Annotated in this window: 15 protein-coding genes; 6 read left to right on the forward strand and 9 right to left on the reverse strand. The window is 58.1% G+C overall.

Annotation, left to right across the window (positions count from 1 at the left end; all coding sequences use genetic code 11):
* Nucleotides 1-30 precede the first annotated feature (30 nt).
* The 3 genes from cueR to AAEZ03_RS19890 form a co-directional block, all read right to left on the reverse strand.
* Nucleotides 31-435, reverse strand: coding sequence for a Cu(I)-responsive transcriptional regulator (cueR, locus tag AAEZ03_RS19880; RefSeq protein WP_153336330.1), 405 nt, complete (start codon nucleotides 433-435; stop codon nucleotides 31-33).
* Nucleotides 436-448: 13 nt separating this feature from the next.
* On the reverse strand, nucleotides 449-2,836 hold the full coding sequence (locus AAEZ03_RS19885) for a heavy metal translocating P-type ATPase (protein WP_350580963.1): 2,388 nt from the start codon (nucleotides 2,834-2,836) through the stop codon (nucleotides 449-451).
* A gap of 96 nt (nucleotides 2,837-2,932) precedes the next feature.
* Entirely contained in the window at nucleotides 2,933-3,313 is a 381-nt protein-coding gene (locus AAEZ03_RS19890; RefSeq protein ID WP_048366465.1) for a hypothetical protein, read from the reverse strand.
* A gap of 146 nt (nucleotides 3,314-3,459) precedes the next feature.
* Between AAEZ03_RS19890 and AAEZ03_RS19895 the strand changes: the two genes are divergently transcribed.
* Nucleotides 3,460-3,660, forward strand: coding sequence for a heavy-metal-associated domain-containing protein (locus tag AAEZ03_RS19895; RefSeq protein WP_123751255.1), 201 nt, complete (start codon nucleotides 3,460-3,462; stop codon nucleotides 3,658-3,660).
* Nucleotides 3,661-3,819: 159 nt separating this feature from the next.
* Entirely contained in the window at nucleotides 3,820-5,016 is a 1,197-nt protein-coding gene (locus tag AAEZ03_RS19900) for a multidrug effflux MFS transporter (protein ID WP_350580967.1), read from the forward strand.
* 1 nt (nucleotide 5,017) lies between these two features.
* Here AAEZ03_RS19900 and AAEZ03_RS19905 read toward each other — a convergent pair whose 3' ends face one another.
* Nucleotides 5,018-5,188: a hypothetical protein gene (locus AAEZ03_RS19905; RefSeq protein WP_350580973.1), complete on the reverse strand. Its 171-nt coding sequence runs from the start codon at nucleotides 5,186-5,188 to the stop codon at nucleotides 5,018-5,020.
* 121 nt (nucleotides 5,189-5,309) lie between these two features.
* Nucleotides 5,310-6,323 carry a zinc-binding alcohol dehydrogenase family protein gene (locus AAEZ03_RS19910; RefSeq protein ID WP_282364728.1) on the reverse strand — a complete coding sequence of 338 codons (1,014 nt, stop codon included), beginning with the start codon at nucleotides 6,321-6,323 and terminating at the stop codon, nucleotides 5,310-5,312.
* Nucleotides 6,324-6,441: 118 nt separating this feature from the next.
* On the opposite strand from AAEZ03_RS19910, the gene vimR reads away from it, so the two are divergent.
* Nucleotides 6,442-7,356, forward strand: a complete 915-nt coding sequence (gene vimR, locus AAEZ03_RS19915; protein ID WP_350580976.1) for a transcription regulator VimR — start codon at nucleotides 6,442-6,444, stop codon at nucleotides 7,354-7,356.
* 58 nt (nucleotides 7,357-7,414) lie between these two features.
* Here the strand turns inward: vimR and AAEZ03_RS19920 are convergent, their stop codons facing one another.
* Nucleotides 7,415-8,368, reverse strand: coding sequence for an adenosine deaminase (locus AAEZ03_RS19920; protein WP_048366460.1), 954 nt, complete (start codon nucleotides 8,366-8,368; stop codon nucleotides 7,415-7,417).
* A 224-nt stretch (nucleotides 8,369-8,592) separates the two neighbouring features.
* Here AAEZ03_RS19920 and AAEZ03_RS19925 point away from each other — a divergent pair, with 224 nt between their 5' ends.
* Nucleotides 8,593-9,678, forward strand: coding sequence for a calcium:cation antiporter (locus AAEZ03_RS19925; RefSeq protein WP_350580979.1), 1,086 nt, complete (start codon nucleotides 8,593-8,595; stop codon nucleotides 9,676-9,678).
* Between the two features lie 36 nt (nucleotides 9,679-9,714).
* Here AAEZ03_RS19925 and AAEZ03_RS19930 read toward each other — a convergent pair whose 3' ends face one another.
* The 3 genes from AAEZ03_RS19930 to AAEZ03_RS19940 form a co-directional block, all read right to left on the reverse strand.
* Complete coding sequence (locus tag AAEZ03_RS19930; protein ID WP_278940343.1) at nucleotides 9,715-10,398, reverse strand: SDR family oxidoreductase; 684 nt, start codon at nucleotides 10,396-10,398, stop codon at nucleotides 9,715-9,717.
* Between the two features lie 481 nt (nucleotides 10,399-10,879).
* A complete protein-coding gene (locus tag AAEZ03_RS19935) occupies nucleotides 10,880-11,482 on the reverse strand; it encodes an IMPACT family protein (RefSeq protein WP_350580982.1) in 603 nt (200 codons plus the stop codon).
* Between the two features lie 44 nt (nucleotides 11,483-11,526).
* Nucleotides 11,527-12,447 (reverse strand): LysR family transcriptional regulator, encoded by a 921-nt coding sequence (locus tag AAEZ03_RS19940; protein WP_048366456.1) that lies wholly within the window; start codon nucleotides 12,445-12,447, stop codon nucleotides 11,527-11,529.
* A gap of 123 nt (nucleotides 12,448-12,570) precedes the next feature.
* Here AAEZ03_RS19940 and aptA point away from each other — a divergent pair, with 123 nt between their 5' ends.
* Nucleotides 12,571-13,920, forward strand: a complete 1,350-nt coding sequence (aptA, locus tag AAEZ03_RS19945) for an omega-aminotransferase AptA (RefSeq protein ID WP_048366455.1) — start codon at nucleotides 12,571-12,573, stop codon at nucleotides 13,918-13,920.
* A gap of 81 nt (nucleotides 13,921-14,001) precedes the next feature.
* Nucleotides 14,002-15,495 (forward strand): CoA-acylating methylmalonate-semialdehyde dehydrogenase, encoded by a 1,494-nt coding sequence (locus AAEZ03_RS19950; protein WP_123751263.1) that lies wholly within the window; start codon nucleotides 14,002-14,004, stop codon nucleotides 15,493-15,495.
* Nucleotides 15,496-15,773: the final 278 nt, after the last annotated feature.

The following is a 15,773-nucleotide window of genomic DNA, read 5'->3' on the forward strand; positions in this document are numbered from 1 at the left end:
TGCCTCGGCAGCGACTACAGGGTTAAAGGGTTATGAGGTGCAGCACGCCCCCGACTCCAGGTCTTTGAGGATCGGGCAGTCGGGCCGGTGGTCGCCCTGGCAGCTTTCGACCAGCACTTGCAGGGTGTCACGCAGGCTGCTCAGTTCAACAATCTTTTGATTCAACGCCTCGATGTGTTGGCGCGCCAGGGCTTTTACGTCGCCGCTGGCGCGCTGGCGGTCTTGCCATAAGGTCAGCAGTTTGCCGACCTCTTCCAGTGAAAACCCCAGATCCCGCGAGCGCTTGATAAACGCCAGTGTGTGCAGGTCGTCGTCGCTGTACAGGCGATAACCGCTGTCGCTGCGGTGGGCGGGTTTGAGCAAGCCAATGGACTCGTAGTAACGAATCATTTTGGCGCTCAGGCCGCTGTGCTTGGCGGCCTGGCCGATATTCATGACAGTTGCCTCCTCACTCTAGATCGTCGGGTTTCCAGAACTTCAATAACAGTGCGTTGCTGACCACGCTGACGCTGGAGAATGCCATGGCCGCGCCCGCCAATACCGGGTTGAGGAAGCCAAAGGCGGCCAGCGGAATGCCGATCACGTTGTAGACAAACGCCCAGAACAAGTTCTGGCGGATTTTTGCATAGGTTTTACGGCTGATGTCCAGGGCGGCGGGCACCAGTCGCGGGTCGCCGCGCATCAGGGTAATGCCCGCAGCCTGCATGGCCACGTCGGTGCCGCCGCCCATGGCGATACCAATATCGGCAGCGGCCAGTGCCGGGGCGTCGTTGATGCCGTCGCCGACCATCGCCACCACGCCGTTTTTTTTCAGTTCGGCCACCGTGGCTGCCTTGTCGGCAGGCAAGACTTCGGCGTGCACGTCGGTAATGCCCAACGCTTGGGCGACCACACGGGCGCTGCCGCGGTTGTCGCCGGTCAGCAAGTGGCTGCTGATGTGGCGTGCGCTGAGTTGCTGGATCGCGGACTGCGCGCCGGTTTTAAGGGTGTCACCAAAGGCAAACAGGCCGAGCACGCGGGGCTCCGGGCTTTGTTCGATGAGCCACGACAGGGTGCGGCCTTCGTTCTCCCAAGCGGTTGCGGAGTCTGCCAGCGAACCTGGAGTGAGGCCCGTTTCGTCGAGCAAGCGGCGATTGCCCAAGGCCAGACGACGGCCTTCGAGTGTGCCGGCGATGCCGCGCCCGGTCAGGGACTGGCTGTCTGCTACATTCGGCACGTTTAAGTGCCGTGCGGCGCAGGCGTCGAGTACGGCCTTGGCCAAGGGGTGTTCGCTGCCACGCTGCAGGGCGCCTGCGGCTTGCAATAAGTGGGCTTCGTCACCGTCCAATGCAGCCAGGTGGGCGATTTGCGGGGTGCCGGAGGTGAGGGTGCCGGTTTTGTCGAAGACCACGGCGCTGACTTCGTGTGCACGTTCCAGCGCTTCGGCGTCTTTGATCAAAATCCCGAAGCGGGCGGCCACACCGGTCCCGGCCATGATCGCAGTAGGTGTCGCCAACCCCAGTGCACACGGGCAGGCGATAACCAGCACAGCCACGGCGTTGATCAGGGCCGTTTCAATGGGTGCGCCGTAGAGCCACCAGCCGAGCAGAGTGGCGAGGGCGATCAAGAGCACCACCGGGACGAACACCTGGCTGACTTTATCTACCAACTTCTGGATCGGCGCTTTACCGGCTTGCGCGTCTTCGACCAGGCGAATGATGCGTGCGAGGACGGTTTCGGTGCCCAGGGCCAAGGTTTTGATCACCAGGCGGCCTTCGCCATTGATCGCGCCGCCGGTGACTTTATCCCCAGACTGTTTCGGCACGGGCAGGCTTTCGCCGCTGATCAAGGCCTCGTCGGCGTGGCTTTGGCCTTCGACCACTTCGCCATCCACCGGAAAACGCTCGCCGGGTTTGACCAGCACCAGGTCATTGAGGCGCAGGTCACTGATGGCGACGTCTTGTTCCTGGCCATCGAGCACGCGCAGGGCGCGCTCCGGGCGCAGGGCTTCAAGGGCACGAATGGCGCTGGCGGTCTGGCGTTTGGCGCGGCTTTCGAGGTATTTGCCCAGCAGTACCAGCGCGATGACCACGGCCGAGGCTTCGAAGTACAGATGCGGTGTGGTGCCGGGCGCGGCGATGGCCCATTCGTACAGGCTCAGGCCGTAGCCCGCGCTGGTGCCGAGGGCGACCAGCAGGTCCATGTTGCCTGCGCCTGCTTTGACGGCTTTCCAGGCAGCGCGATAAAAGCGTGCGCCCAACACAAATTGCACCGGGGTGGCGAGTACGAACTGTGCCCAAGCGGGCAGCATCCAGTGAATCCCCAATGGCATCAGCAGCATCGGCAGAACCAACGGTAACGCCAGGACAATGGCCAGCACCAACGCCCAGCGTTCGCGCTGCAAGCGCTTGTGCTGATCGTCCTGCACGGCCTGCGGGTTGTTTGCCTGGTGCAGGCTGGCTGAATAGCCGGCCTGGTTAACCGCGTCGATCAGTCGGGCCGGGTCGACGTGCCCCAGCAGTTCAACGTGGGCCCGCTCGTTGGCCAGGTTGACGCTGACACGCTCGACGCCAGGGACTTTGCTGAGGGCTTTTTCAACGCGCCCTGAGCAGGACGCGCAGGTCATGCCGCCCACGTCCAGTTCCACGCTGTGGGTTGGAACGCTGTAACCCGCTTGCTGCACGGCGTCGACCAGTGCCGCCAGGCTGTCGGCCGGGGCCTGGATACGCGCCTGCTCAGTGGCCAGGTTGACGCTGACGCTTTGAACCCCCGGCACTTTGGCCAAGGCCTTTTCCACGCGGCCGGCGCAACTGGCACAGGTCATACCGTCAATCGGCAGATCGAATTGGGTGGGCACGAGCAGTCCTCCTTAAGAAGTTATCTGTCCATAGAATCGACCTTGACCCCGTGGCAAGGTCAAGGCCACTGCTGTGGGTTATTTCGTGGCGTGTGGTCAGTATTCCAACTTGGCGGGTTTGAGGTACATGCCATCCTTGCCCAGCGCGATCCGGTATTTGCGTACATCACCGGCTTTAAGCGTGAACTGCTGCGCAGGCGGCACCAGCATGCCGGGCAAGCACCCCGGCGCCTGACCGGGCAGCAGCTTGAGGCGAATGCCGACATTGCCGGCGGGCAAATTGAAAGACAGCGCCTGCTCTTGGAACAATCGCCCGGCCAATTGATCGTCGATGTACACCCCGACTTCGCAGCTGGTGGGGACTTCGAGGCGTTCGCGAGAAATGATCAAAACGCCGTAGTCTTGATCGGCATTGGCCCACAGCGGCAAGGCGGCCAGGGTTAAAAAACTGACTAGGCTCAAAGCGGACCCGCGCATGGCTCGGTACCCTGTTTTCAAATCAGAAGGCATTCAGCTTGGCCGAGCCAAGGTCAGATTGCCAGTGCACTCATGCAACGAGGGGCTTGACCTTGCCACGATGGCAAGGTGGAAGCTGTGGCCATCTCAACCAAAGGAGGCATGTCATGCAAACGTTTACAGTGGATGGAATGACCTGTGGTGGCTGTGTTCGCGGTGTGACCAACGCGATTCAGCGCCTTGATCCGCAGTCTAAAGTCGACGTGGACCTGAAGACCAAAACGGTGAAGGTCGAGAGCTCGTTGGCAGCAAAAGACATCGTCGGCGCGATTGAAGGTGCCGGTTTTGATGTGCCAGCCACGGCTTGACGCAGAAAAGCCTCGCGATCTTTTAAACGATTAAAAGATCGCGAGGCAAGCTCGCTCCTACAGGGGGTTTATTAGATAGCTCGCTAACTTAATGTTCATCGTCTGCAACCACAGCTAGACTGTCGTACCGCGCTAACCGCAGTACGATTTGGACAACTGATGAACGTTAGAACTCTCCTGATTCTCGGCGCGCTCAGCGCTTTTGGTCCCTTGGCGATCGATTTCTACTTGCCTGGGTTCCCGGCGATGGCGCTAGCCTTTGCCACCGATGAAACGCACATCCAGTTGACCCTTGCGGTGTATTTCCTGGGCTTGTCCATCGGCCAACTGGCGTACGGCCCGCTGGCTGACCGCTTCGGTCGTCGTGTGCCGCTGCTGGTGGGTGTGGGTCTGTTTACCCTGGGCTCTTTGGCTTGCGCGGTTGCGCCCACACTTGAATGGCTGATTGGTGCGCGTTTTGTCCAGGCGTTGGGCGGGTGTGCCGGGATGGTGCTGTCGCGTGCGATTGTCAGTGACAAGTGCGATGCGGTGGGCTCGGCCAAGGTGTTCTCGCAGCTCATGCTGGTGATGGGCCTGGCGCCGATTTTGGCGCCGATGCTCGGCGGCCTGCTGGTTAACGTCTACGGTTGGCAATCGATCTTTATCGCGCTGACCGGCTTCAGTGCACTGGTCGCCCTGGCGGTGGCATTGGGGTTGCCGGAAAGCCTGCCAGCCAACGTGCCGCGCCAACCGTTGTCGGGGGCGCTGCGCCAATACGGGCGCTTGCTCAAGGATCGCGAGTTCCTGGGGCATGCCCTGACGGGGGGGATCGCAATGGCCGGGATGTTTGCCTACATTGCGGGTTCACCTTTCGTCTTTATCAAACTATATGGCGTGCCTGCCGAACACTACGGCTGGTTGTTCGGCAGTAACGCGGCGGGCTTTATTTTGGTGGCGCAAGTGAACGCCCGGTTGCTGGCCAAGCGCCAACCGGCCTTTTTGCTGGCGCGTACGGTGTGGGTTTATCTGGCGGCAGGTGTGGCGTTGCTGGGTATTAGCGCACTGCACACCGAGCAATTGTGGCCGTTGTTGATTCCGCTGTTTATCTGCATCGCCAGTCTGGGCTGCATCATCCCCAACGCCTCTGCGTGTGCCATGAACGGGCAGGGCGCACGTGCGGGCAGTGCTTCGGCGATGCTGGGCTTTTTGCAGTTCAGTGTGGCCGCCGGTGCGGCGTCACTCGTGGGTGTTTTGCATGATGGCACGGCAATGCCCATGGCGATGGTGATCACCTTGTGCGGGGTGTTGGCCGTGACGATCGGCATGGCGACCCGCCGTGTGTATCAGGCGCGGATCGCCGCCGAGGAAACAGTCTGAATCACACTGCCATGGGTTCGGGCAGTTTGTGCGGGGCCTGCAAGCGCGATTTCAACGTATCCACAAAGGCTTTGGCCTCAGCCTTTGTGCGAAAGTTAACGGCTTGCTGGTCGATTTGAACCTGCCATTGGCAGTCAGGAGCTTTTGCTAACGCCTTTATCAGGATTTTCATTGCTGGCCTCCTTTGGTTGGCAAAGGCGGCCAGTGTATGCCTGAAAGCGCCGCAGAATATGACAGGCATCAAGTCTCTGACTGACGGTTAAAAATTGACCGTTTTAGTCCCCTTGTTGTGATCAGAACCCTTCAAGCACGATTTTGCCTTTGGCCTTGCCGCTTTCCAGCAGCGCGTGTGCGCGGCGCAGGTTGGCGGCGTTGATGGTGCCAAAGTGTTCGCCTACGGTGGTGCGCAAAGTGCCCGCGTCGATTAGTTCGGCTACCCGGTTGAGCAGGTCGTGTTGCGCAATCATGTCCGGGGTTTCGAACAGTGAGCGGGTGTACATGAATTCCCAGTGCAGCGACAGGCTCTTGCGTTTGAGCTTGGTGATGTCGAAAGTTTTCGGGTCGTCGATTAAAGCAAACTTGCCTTGTGGGGCGAGGGCTTCGACCAGTTGGTCGAGGTGCTGATCGGTTTGCGTCAGGCTGGCGACATGGGTTACCGCGTCGACGCCCTGAGCTTTGAGTGCTTCGCTCAATGGCTGGGTGTGGTCGATGACCACATCGGCGCCCAGTCCGCGAACCCAGGCTTGGGTCTCGGGGCGTGATGCAGTGCCGATCACCTTGAGGGCGGTCAACTGGCTGGCCAATTGAGTCAGGATCGAGCCGACCCCGCCTGCTGCGCCGACAATCAACAGGCTTTGCTGCTCATCGGTTTTGCCTTCTTTAATAGCCAGGCGTTCGAACAACAATTCCCAGGCGGTAATGGCGGTCAGCGGCAGTGCAGCGGCTTCAGCAAAACCCAGGCTTTTTGGCATGTGCCCGACAATTCGCTCATCGACAACGTGCAGCTCGCTGTTGCCGCCCGCCCGGGCGATAGAACCGGCGTAGAACACGTTGTCACCGACCTTGAACAGGCTGACGTCACTGCCGACCGCCTTGACCACACCGGCCACGTCCCAACCCAGCACTTTGGCGGCACCGCCCTCCGGCTGTGCGTTTTGGCGGACCTTGGTGTCCACCGGGTTGACCGAGATGGCTTTGACTTCAACCAACACGTCGCGCGGGCCGGCTACTGGCTCGGGCAGTTCGATGTCTTGCAGGGCGTTAGGGTCCTGGATCGGCAGCGACTGGTAATAGGCGATAGCTTTCATGGGGCATGTCCTGACAGTGAGTACGAAAAGTGAATCGATGATTAACCATTTCGCTGGGCGATAAAACCGGCTAAAACAGCAGTCTCTTTCAATGTTTTTTTGATAATGGTAGCGATGAATGCTGCGCTTCGATGACCTGCAACTGTTTGTGCGTGCTGCTGACTTGGGCAGTTTGTCGGCAGCAGCGCGGGTGATGGACTTGTCACCAGCGGTGGCCAGTGCAGCCCTCAAGCGGATCGAGGTGCAGTTAGGGGCTCGATTGTTGGCACGCTCCACACGCAGCCTGCGCCTGACGGCGGAGGGGCAGGGCTTTCTCGACTATGCGCGTACGGCCTTGAGCAGCCTGGATGAAGGGCGCCGCCTTTTAGCCCGTGGGCAAGATCAAGTGAGCGGGGTGTTGCAGCTATCAGCGCCGTCAGACTTTGGACGTAACCTGTTGTTGCCCTGGCTGGACGCGTTTCAGCGAGAACACCCGCAGTTGACCGTGCGTCTGTTGCTGGGTGACCGGATTGCCGATCTGTTTCGCCAGCCTGTGGATATCGCCTTGCGTTACGGTGAGCCGGAAGACTCCAGCCTGGTTGCGCTGCCGGTTGCCACCGACAACCGCCGCGTACTGTGTGCATCACCCGACTATTTGGCCCGCCGAGGCGAGCCGCGTCAGCTTGAACATTTGCTGCAACATAACTGCCTGCTGTACATGCTCGGGACGCGCGTGCATGACCATTGGCAATTTAACGACGGTAAGCGCGAGCTGGGTCTGACGGTGAGCGGTGACCGTTTCAGTGATGATGCCGATGTGGTGCGTTTGTGGGCGATTGCCGGGGCGGGGATTGCGTACAAGTCGTGGCTGGACGTGGCGCAGGATGTGACGGCGGGCAGGCTTAAGGTGTTATTGCCGGAATTGACCTGCGAACGCGCGCCATTGAATTTGCTGTGCGGGCATCGCGCTCAGTTGAGCAAACCGGTGAAGTTACTGCGCGACATGTTGATTGAGCGGTGTGCGGGGTTGGCGGGGCAGCGTAGTGCCCTGTAGGGCAAGATCAAAAGATCGCGAGCAAGCTCGCTCCTACAGGGCCGGGGTTGCCGGGTTTTTACGGTTTGATCAGGCGGGCGTCGAGGCTGTTTTGCGCCAGACGTTTGGCTTGGTCTTGGGTCATGCCCAGGTCGGTGTACAGCGCGTGGAAGTTCTCGGTCACGTAACCGCCGAAGTAGGCCGGGTCGTCGGAGTTGACGGTGACTTTCACGCCGCGCTCGAGCATGTCGAGAATGTTGTGTTGCGACATGTGATCGAACACGCACAGTTTGGTGTTGGACAGCGGGCAGACGGTCAGCGGGATTTGCTCGTCGATGATGCGTTGCATCAAGCGTTCGTCTTCAATCGCGCGTACGCCGTGGTCGATACGCTGGATTTTCAGCAGGTCGAGGGCTTCCCAAATGTATTCCGGCGGGCCTTCTTCGCCGGCGTGGGCCACGGTCAGAAAACCTTCGTGACGGGCACGGTCAAACACGCGCTGGAACTTGCTCGGCGGGTGGCCCATTTCTGAGCTGTCCAGGCCTACGGCGACAAATGCATCGCGAAATGGCAGTGCCTGGTCGAGGGTTTTTTGCGCTTCTTCTTCGCTCAAGTGGCGCAGGAAGCTCAGGATCAAGCCACTGGTGATCCCCAGTTGCTGTTCGCCGTCTTTGAGTGCAGCGGCGATGCCATTCAGTACCACTTCAAACGGCACGCCACGGTCGGTGTGGGTTTGCGGGTCGAAGAAGGGTTCGGTGTGAATAACGTTCTGAGCCTTGCAACGCAACAGGTAAGCCCAGGTCAGGTCGTAGAAATCCTGAGAGGTGCGCAGTACGTCCGCGCCTTTGTAGTAGAGGTCGAGAAACTCTTGCAGGTTGTTGAAGGCATAGGCCTTGCGCAAGGTTTCAACATCGTTCCAGGGGAGGGCGACTTTGTTGCGCTCGGCCAGCGAGAACAGCAACTCGGGCTCTAGAGAACCTTCAAGGTGCAGGTGCAGTTCTGCTTTAGGCAGGGCGTTCAGCCAGTCATACATAGTCGTTTTTCTCATCAGATCAGGTGCAGATGGCGGCATTCTACAGGCGTCGGACGACACAGCTTGTAAAAATGCCCCCGCCATTTGTCGCACCAACTGCGTTTGAGCGGCCGCTCCGACCCTTCTAATGACGTGCCTGTGAACTAAGGTGTAACGAAACGTTAGTGAGTTTTAGCAGTCTGTGACCTCACAACGTGTATTCGACTCTCGGCAAAAGGCCCGCAATGCTGACTTTATTGAAAGATGAAAAACTCCTCCTCCTGGCGGTGGTGATGGTCTGCGTGGCTTTCCCGCTGGAACATTGGTTATTGGGTAGTGGCCAGGCCACGGCGCTGATCGGGGGCTTTGTCCTGATTGCGGCGATTATCTGCGCTTCAATGCGGGTGGCGCATCACGCTGAGGTCCTGGCTGAAAAGGTCGGCGACCCTTATGGGACGATGATTCTTACGCTGTCTGCGGTGCTGGTAGAAGTGGTCATCCTGGCCATCATGATGAGTAACGAGCCGTCGCCAACACTGGTGCGTGACACGATTTATTCGGCGGTGATGCTCGATATCAACGGCATCCTCGGCTTGGCTGCGCTGATGGGCGGGATCAAACATGGCGAGCAGTCCTACAACGACGATTCGGCCCGCACGTACAGCGTGATGATTCTGACGGCCATGGGTGTGTCGATGGTGGTGCCGGAATTTATCCCCCAGGCCGACTGGAAAATTTACTCCGCCTTCACCATTGGCGCGATGGTGCTGCTGTATGCGGTGTTCTTGCGCATGCAAGTGGGGCCGCACAGTTACTTTTTCAGTTACAGCTACCCGGAGAAAAAAGGCCGCAAGCGTGAGCCAGAAGGGACGCCGACCAACGTAAAGCTGTCGATCGCCATTCTTGGCTTGGGCGTGATTGTGATCGGTGCGCTGGCGGAGGTGATGTCCAAGGCGCTGGACCTTGGCCTTGAGGGGACGGGCGCGCCGCCGGTGATGACGGCAATTGTGGTCGCAGCGATCTCGGCGGCACCGGAAATTCTGACGGCGCTGCGGGCCGCGCTGGCCAACCGCATGCAGTCGGTGGTGAATGTGGCCTTGGGCGCTTCGTTATCCACGGTGATTTTGACGGTGCCTGCCATGGAGGCGATGGCGCTGTATACCGGCCAGCCCTTTCAGATGGCGATGACTCCGGTGCAGACGGTGATGGTGGTGATCACGCTGGTGGTGTGTGCGATCAATTTGAATGACGGTGAGACCAATGCCATTGAGGGCATGACGCATTTCGTGTTGTTTGCCACGTTCATCATGCTGTCGCTGCTGGGGCTTTAAGCGATGGGCAGCCTGTGACGGCTGCCCTTCACACGGTTACCAGGGAATGGTCTGACCCTTGTAGTCGATATAGTGGTGACCGCCTTTACCGGCATACGCATAGAGCTGTTCGACGATGCCGCGGATGCTGGTGTCGACGTCAATGTCGCCGGTACCGCCGGTTAGATCGGTTTTGACGACGCCCGGGTGGATGGAGAGCACGGTTGGTCGCGGCTCCGGGAGTTGCGTCACAAAGGTGTTGGTCAATGAATTGAGCGCGGCCTTGCTGGCTTTGTAGAGTGCGAGATACGGGGCGTTGGGGTTGGTGATGCTGCCCAGTCTTGAACTCATGAATGCCAGAACGCCATTGTCCTTTTTGATACTGCCGACGAAGGCTTGAGCCACGTTAACGGGCGCCACGCTGTTGGTCAGGAACAATTGGCCAATATCAGCGAGGCTGGCGGCCCCGGAGGTTTGATCGTCCGGGCCTTTGATGCCGGCGTTAATAAAAACCAGGTCAAACACGTCTGCGTTCAAGCGTTGGTGCAGGGCGTTGATGGCTTGCAGGTTGTCGATGTCGAGTTGCTCGACCTGCACGTTATCCAGTTTTTTTAATGCCTCTGCGCGCTGAGGGTCACGAACGGTTGCGGTTACCTGCCAGCCGTCATGGGAAAGCGCTGTCACCAGTCCCAGACCCAGCCCACGTGAGGCGCCTACGATTAGTGCTTTTTTTGCTGCCATGAATTCGCCCTCTTTAGCGTTAAGGAAGTCACCGTTAGCTGTTTTTACGCCTTCCCTGTGCGAGTGCCCAGCGCTTGTGTGTGCTCTCATCAATTGGTGAGTAGGAACGATAGGCAGGCAGAGGTCAGGTGATGGTCTTGAATGAGTGTAATTGATTAAAAAACGCACAAGATTAAGTAAGCGTTATGGGGGCTGAATCGCCGGGGACTTTACACGGGTTATCCACAGGTTGTTCCACAGTATCTGTGCGCAACTTGAATGCACAGGTATAAGCACTGCATCCCTTTGTTCTAACCGCGATATGCAACGCTAAAGTATTGTTTTATCTGTGTTTTTCGTAAAGCGCTGCTGATTTGGATAAAAAACGTACAAATGGCTGAAAGGCCCGTAATAAAAGGGCTGTAGCCGTGTGTGCTCAGGTTATCCACAGTTGGGTGCACAGTGATTGTGGGCAAGTGGTGAGGCGCAGGTTATTACACGCTTACGCGTCGCTGTTTGAGGTGTCTCGGTGCAACAGGATTCTGCCGCGACTGATGCCGGCCAACTGTTGCTGCAGAGCTGGAATGTGCTCTTCGCCCAGCTCCAGCTGTAAATCAACTCCGTTGGCGGTAAAGGTTTCTTGGGTGAGCAGGCCATCTAGCTCTGCCAGACGCAGTTTTACCAAGGCCAGCTCACTGAAATGGCAGGTGCACTGCAGGGGGACGCGGCTGATGAGCGGGAGTTTCTCTGCCCCTTGCAGGCATTTGTTGGCACCACCGCCATAGGCGCGCGCGAGCCCGCCGGTGCCCAGTTGGATGCCGCCGTACCAACGGATAACCAGTACCACGACTTGATCGCAGTCTTGCGCCTCAATCGCCGACAGGATCGGCCGCCCTGCGGTGCCGCCGGGTTCGCCATCATCGCTGCTGCGGTATTGGGCGCCGAGTTTCCAAGCCCAGCAGTTGTGGGTGGCGTCGAGGTCGCTGTGTTGTTCGATGAAGTCTTGGGCTTGCTGGGCGCTGGTAATCGGAGCGGCCAGTGTGATGAAGCGGCTTTTGCGGATTTCTTCGCGGTATTCGCAAAGGCCGGTGAGGGTCGATGGCATGTGGTTTCCAAACATTGGCTGGAGGCTTGAAGCCGCCGTTTACGTTAGCGCGTCGCTTCCAGGCTCTCAAGGAAACTTTCCAGCACCAGGTGTGGCCGTCGGCCTTTGCGGGTGACCGAGGCGAGGCTTAAGTCATAAAAACGCGTTTTGGCTTTCAAGGCGCGCAGGCGGCCTTGTTGTACCCAGAAGCTGGCGTAGTGATCGGGCAGGTAGCCGATGTAGCGCCCGGTCAAAATCAAGAACGCCATGCCTTCTCGGTCCGATGCGCTGGCGGTGCAGTTGAGTGCCTGGTAGTGCGCCTGGATATCGGCTGGCAGGCGAAAGGTCGGAGCAATGGCGTCCTGGTCATTGAGGCGCTGGTCTTCCAGTTGCCGGTCATCGACATAAAACAGCGGGTGGCCGACGGCGCAGTAAAGCAGTGAGCGCTCGCTGTACAGCGGCTGATATTCGAGCCCGGAGAGTGCGCTGGCCTGGGGAACGACGCCTACATGAAGGCGGCCGTCGAGAACGCCTTGTTCCACTTCGTTGGGGGCGATCATACGAATGTGGATTTGCACGTCAGGTCCGCGTTCCTTGAGTTGTGCCAGCGCATGGGTGATACGCATGTGGGGCAGGGTGACCAGGTTGTCGGTGAGGCCAATGGTCAACTCACCGCGCAGGTGTTGGTGCAGGCCGTTGACCTCGGTACGAAAACTTTCCAGTGCGCCCAATAACTGCAGCACTGACTGATACACCTCGCGGCCTTCTTCTGTCAGGGAGAACCCGGCTCTACCTCGTTGGCACAGACGTAAACCGAGGCGTTGTTCGAGGTCGCTCATCTGTTGGCTGATGGCCGAGCGGCCAATCCCGAGCACGGTTTCTGCGGCTGAGAAACCACCGCATTCCACGACACTGCGAAAGATACGGAGCAATCGAATATCAAAGTCGCTGACTTGTGCCAGTGCATCGGGACGACGGGTGCTCATAGTTTAGTCCGGGCCTAACTAAAGGTTAGAAGAGTTGGATTTCATCGACTTTATAGCCGTGGCAATTTAGCTGCAACAACGCTTTCAATCCCACGCCGCTTTCTGCTTTGCGAGGTTTTGCCGATGAACATGCCCGAAAATGCCGAAATCTCAGTGACTAGCCAGCTCAAGCTGGATGCTCACTGGATGCCTTACACCGCTAACCGTAACTTCCATCGCGATCCACGCTTTATCGTCGGCGCGAAGGGTAGTTACCTGACGGATGATAAAGGTCGGCAAATCTACGATTCACTGTCAGGTCTGTGGACTTGTGGTGCTGGGCATACCCGCACAGAAATCCAAGAAGCAGTGGCCAAGCAACTGGGCACCCTCGATTATTCGCCTGCGTTCCAGTACGGGCACCCGCTGTCGTTCCAGTTGGCAGAGAAAATCACCTCGCTGACCCCAGGTAATCTGAACCATGTGTTTTTCACTGACTCGGGTTCTGAGTGTGCGGATACCGCGGTGAAGATGGTGCGGGCTTACTGGCGTTTGAAAGGCCAGTCGACCAAGACCAAGATGATTGGCCGTGCCCGTGGTTATCACGGGGTGAACATTGCCGGCACGAGCCTGGGCGGTGTGAACGGTAACCGTAAGCTGTTTGGCCAGGCGATGAGTGATGTTGATCACTTGCCACACACGCTGTTGGCGAGCAACGCGTTTTCACGCGGCATGCCGGAGCAGGGTGGTATTGCGCTGGCTGATGAGCTGCTCAAGCTGATCGAGTTGCATGACGCGTCGAATATCGCGGCGGTGTTTGTGGAGCCTATGGCAGGTTCGGCCGGTGTGCTGGTGCCGCCTCAGGGTTATCTGAAACGTCTGCGTGAAATCTGCGATCAACACAACATCCTGTTGGTGTTCGATGAGGTGATCACCGGGTTTGGTCGTACAGGCTCGATGTTTGGTGCTGACAGCTTCGGTGTAACTCCGGACTTGATGTGTATTGCCAAGCAAGTGACCAACGGCGCGATCCCAATGGGCGCGGTGATTGCCACCACTGAGATATATCAGACGTTCATGAATCAGCCGACGCCTGAATACGCGGTTGAATTCCCGCACGGTTATACCTATTCGGCTCACCCAGTGGCCTGTGCTGCGGGCCTGGCTGCGCTGGATCTGCTGCAAAAGGAAAACCTGGTGCAGAGCGTGGCTGAAGTCGCGCCGCACTTTGAGAATGCGATCCATGGTTTGAAGGGCGTGAAAAACGTCATCGATATTCGTAACTATGGCTTGGCGGGTGCCATTCAAATTGCCCCGCGTGATGGTGATGCAATTGTTCGTCCGTTTGATGCGGCGATGAAATTGTGGAAGGCGGGTTTCTACGTACGCTTTGGTGGCGACACGCTGCAGTTCGGCCCAACCTTTAATAGCAAGCCGCAAGACCTGGATCGTTTGTTCGATGCGGTCGGTGAAGCGTTGAACCAGATTGACTGATCCTTCTAACTAAAGAAGCGGTTTTGGGAATAGAGGCAGGCGCGCAGCGTTCGCGCCTGTGGACAACTTTTTGGAGCACCCATGAGCACCATTCAACATTTCATCAATGGCGAATTTCTGAGCGACTCTGGTCGTACCGCTGATGTGTATAACCCGTCGACCGGTAAAGTGATTCATCAAGTACCGCTGGCCAGCCGCGAAACCATTCAAAAAGCCATCGACTCAGCCAAGGCTGCTTTCCCGGCCTGGCGTAATACGCCACCGGCCAAGCGTGCTCAGGTGATGTTCCGCTTCAAGCAGTTGCTGGAGCAGAACGAAGCGCGCATCTCCCAGTTGATCAGCGAAGAACACGGCAAGACCCTGGAAGACGCTGCGGGTGAATTGAAGCGCGGGATTGAGAACGTTGAGTTTGCGTGCTCTGCGCCAGAAATCCTGAAGGGTGAATACAGCCGTAACGTAGGACCGAACATTGATGCATGGTCGGATTTCCAGCCGCTGGGTGTGGTTGCAGGCATTACGCCTTTCAACTTCCCGGCCATGGTTCCGCTGTGGATGTACCCGCTGGCGATTGTGTGCGGTAACTGTTTCATCCTCAAACCGTCGGAACGCGATCCAAGCTCGACCTTGTTTATTGCACAGTTGCTGCATGAAGCCGGTCTGCCCAAGGGCGTGCTGAGCGTGGTGCATGGTGACAAAGGCGCTGTGGATGCGTTGATTGAAGCGCCAGAAGTTAAAGCGCTGAGTTTTGTGGGTTCAACGCCGATTGCTGAATACATTTATGCCGAAGGCACCAAGCGCGGCAAACGTGTGCAGGCGCTGGGCGGGGCGAAGAACCACGCGGTGCTGATGCCGGATGCGGATCTGGATAACGCTGTGAGTGCGCTGATGGGGGCGGCTTACGGTTCTTGCGGCGAGCGTTGCATGGCCATTTCGGTTGCGGTGTGTGTTGGCGATCAGGTTGCTGATGCGTTGGTGGCCAAGCTGGTACCGCAAATCAAGGCGCTGAAAATCGGTGCAGGCACTTCGTGCGGTCTGGACATGGGGCCTTTGGTCTCGGGGCAGGCGCGTGACAAGGTCAGCGGCTATGTCGAGGATGGGGTTGCTGCCGGTGCTGAGCTGGTCGTCGATGGTCGCGGCTTGAGCGTCAAGGATCACGAAGATGGCTTCTTCCTGGGCGGCTGCCTGTTTGATCGTGTGACGCCGCAGATGCGCATCTATAAAGAAGAGATCTTTGGTCCAGTGCTGTGCATCGTGCGGGTTAATAGCCTGGAAGAGGCGATGCAACTGATCAACGATCACGAATACGGTAACGGTACCTGCATCTTCACGCGTGATGGTGAGGCGGCTCGCCTGTTCTGTGACGAGATCGAAGTGGGCATGGTCGGGGTGAACGTTCCGCTGCCAGTGCCTGTGGCTTATCACAGTTTTGGTGGTTGGAAGCGTTCTCTGTTCGGTGACCTGCATGCCTATGGCCCGGACGGTGTGCGGTTCTACACGCGCCGTAAGGCGATCACTCAGCGTTGGCCGCAACGTGCCAGCCATGAAGCGTCGCAGTTTGCATTCCCGAGTCTGTAATTTGAGTTGCAGCTGTAGATAGAAGAAGAGAGGCCAGCCGTTAGGCTGGCCTCTGCTTTTATGGCTTTTGGCGCGTTATGACAGAAATATGAATTTAAGGCTTGACTCAGATTATTAGCGGCCTATAATTCGCACCACTTCCGGCGCAGTCGAAATGGAAAACTCCTTGAATATCAACGAGTTGGATGATTTTGACGGTGTCAGCTTCAATTCATCGAAGCAGGAAATGAGGTGTTGACAGCAGCGTGTAACGCTGTAGAATTCGCCTCCCGCTAACG

The sequence above is a fragment of the Pseudomonas sp. HY2-MNA-CIBAN-0224 genome, from assembly GCF_040310285.1.
Taxonomy (GTDB): domain Bacteria; phylum Pseudomonadota; class Gammaproteobacteria; order Pseudomonadales; family Pseudomonadaceae; genus Aquipseudomonas; species Aquipseudomonas helleri.